Consider the following 2089-nt stretch of genomic DNA (forward strand, 5'->3'; position numbering starts at 1 on the left):
CTTTCGATTTCTGCTCTAAGTCCTTCGCCAGCGTTAAAAGACTGTTCATAGATGGCTCCCTTCAGTCGGATGTTTCGCCCCCCGTCCGGGTCGGCAATGCTGATGCTGCTTTTTGTGGTGCGAACCACCTCAAAACCTGCGCTTTCCAGCGCCTCAGTGACGTCCTGACGCGTTTTCAGCTCCCCGGACGAGGCTAAGGCCAGTAAACCCCGCGTAATCGCCTGAGCGGCTTCCTGCTTCGTTTCCGGCAGCGCGGACGGCGTGACCAGTGCCCGCCGGTTTTCCGGCGCGTTCGGGTCGTGCAGCCCCAGACTGCCGTTCACGATGGTCTGCCAGGCATCAATGCGAGGACGGTCGGCGCGGTCATAGTATGGCTGGAGCCGTTTGCCGGTCAGCAGCTCCGTGTTCGGGATCAGGAAGTTCAGCTCCAGCCGCCCCTTGTCCCGGTGCTCAACCCACAGCACGCTGTACTGGTCTTTATCGAGTCCGGGCATCAGAACCCGCTCGAAGCTCGCCATCAGCGTTTCACGCTGCCCGGGCGGTAAGTCCTGTTCGGCAAAGGACAGCACCCCGGAGGTGTACTTTTTGGCGTAGGGCGAGGCGTCGATAAGCTCCCGGACTTCCTCCGGCTTCCCCTGAAGAACGCTGGCACCGTCGCGCTGGCGGTCTTTCCCCAGCAGATAATCAACCGGGCCGGCACCGCCTCCGCGTCCCCGGGGATGAAACTTAACGATCATCGTCAGCCCCCTTTTCCAGTACGGCATGCCGCAGCCGCTCGAGTCCGGCATCGATGGCCATCAGCGCGGCGACGACCTGCACGCGGTCGAGACCGCTACTGCCACCGGCGTTAACCTGGCGGGCAATCTGGTTGAGGTTGTTCCCCATGCCGGCAAGCTGACGAAGCAGCGCCGGCGAGATCGAGGGAAGTTTGCCGGCCCGGGCGGGCTTCTCGTCCAGGCACGTCTGCCGCATCCAGGCCGCGAGCTGTTTACCGTCGCAGCGTTCCAGCAGACGGCGGTGCTCATCTTCTGTTACCCACATCGTGAGCATTTTGCTGCGTTTGTCTGCCAATCCGGCCTCCTGATAACGCCGGGACGGGCGGGAAATCTTTTCCCGGTCGGCGCGGTGTTGGGCAAGCCGCAGGCGCGTCAGTGGCATTTAGCGGGTTTCGGGGCGCAGCCCTGAACCAGTCACGTAGCGCTAGCGGAGTGTATACTGGCTTACTATGGTGGCACGACGGGAATCGGGATGAAATAGTCAGTCATGAAAACTGTGAGATGAGGCTCAGGTGCGTAAGAGGCTGATGCCTGTCCCGGTGGATATTCCGCTTCCTCGCTCACTGACTCGCTACGCTCGGTCGTTCGGCTGCGGCGAGCGGTACGGACTCACGGATAAAGACGTGGCGGGGAAATACGTGAATGCAGGAGGGGGAGAAAGGATGCGCCGCTGCCGGGTTTCCATAGGCTCCGCCCCCCTGACAAGCATCACAGAATCTGACGCTCAAATCAGTGGTGGCGAAACCCGATGCGGCTTAAAGATACCAGGCGTTTCCCCCTGATGGCTCCCTCGTGCTCCCCCGCATTCCTGCCTTTCGGTTTACCGGTGTCATTCCGCTGTTATGGCCGCGGTTTCTCATTCCACGCCTGACACTCAGTTCCGCGAAGGCAGTTCGCTCCAGGATTGACTGTATGCACGAACCCCCCGTTCAGTCCGACTGCTGCGCCTTATCCGGTAACTATCGTCTTGAGTCCAACCCGGAAAGACACGAAAAATCGCTACTGGCAGCAGCCATTAGTAACTGGAGGTATACGAGAGACAAATTAAGAGGTCTTGAAGTATGGGCCTGAGAGAGGCTACACTGAAAGAACAGTTTTGGTTTCTGCGGTCTCGTATACCCAGTTACCTGGTTAAGCAGTTCCCCAACTGACTTAACCTTCGATCAAACCACCTCCCCAGGTGGTTTTTTCGTTTTCAGAGCAAGAGATTACGACTGTAACGACAGGATCACAAGAAGATCATTTACTCAGAGAGACTAACTACCACTATGTTTGCCTATCAACATACTTAGGAAACATTACTTGAGTTAACG

Annotated in this window: 3 protein-coding genes and 1 pseudogene; 1 reads left to right on the forward strand and 3 read right to left on the reverse strand. The window is 58.3% G+C overall.

All coding sequences use genetic code 11. From position 1 onward, the window contains the following. From BN3796_RS21140 to BN3796_RS01015, 3 genes and pseudogenes are all read right to left on the reverse strand, one after another. Positions 1–49 (reverse strand): MbeB family mobilization protein (locus BN3796_RS21140; protein WP_141769569.1); only part of this gene is annotated, 49 nt, incomplete at its 3' end. A gap of 13 nt (positions 50–62) precedes the next feature. Beyond that, positions 63–788 (reverse strand): annotated as a pseudogene (gene mbeA / locus BN3796_RS01010) (plasmid mobilization relaxase MbeA); the annotation flags it as partial. After that, the gene (locus tag BN3796_RS01015; protein ID WP_001555769.1) at positions 727–1050 is read right to left on the reverse strand and encodes a MobC family plasmid mobilization relaxosome protein; all 324 of its coding nucleotides are present in this window, start codon (positions 1048–1050) and stop codon (positions 727–729) included. The gene BN3796_RS01015 and the pseudogene mbeA, both read right to left, overlap by 62 nt. A 638-nt stretch (positions 1051–1688) precedes the next feature. Between BN3796_RS01015 and BN3796_RS21100 the strand changes: the two genes are divergently transcribed. Then, a complete protein-coding gene (locus tag BN3796_RS21100; protein WP_032670878.1) occupies positions 1689–1847 on the forward strand; it encodes a hypothetical protein in 159 nt (52 codons plus the stop codon). The last annotated feature ends 242 nt before the right edge of the window (positions 1848–2089 follow it).

The organism is Pseudenterobacter timonensis (assembly GCF_900021175.1).
GTDB classification, from domain to species: domain Bacteria; phylum Pseudomonadota; class Gammaproteobacteria; order Enterobacterales; family Enterobacteriaceae; genus Enterobacter; species Enterobacter timonensis.

Bases quoted from the DNA above. Each gene is read 5' to 3' on its own strand.
- BN3796_RS01015 (WP_001555769.1), bottom strand. From the start codon at position 1,050: ATGCTCACGATGTGGGTAACAGAAGATGAGCACCGCCGTCTGCTGGAA.
- BN3796_RS21100 (WP_032670878.1), top strand. From the start codon at position 1,689: ATGCACGAACCCCCCGTTCAGTCCGACTGCTGCGCCTTATCCGGTAAC.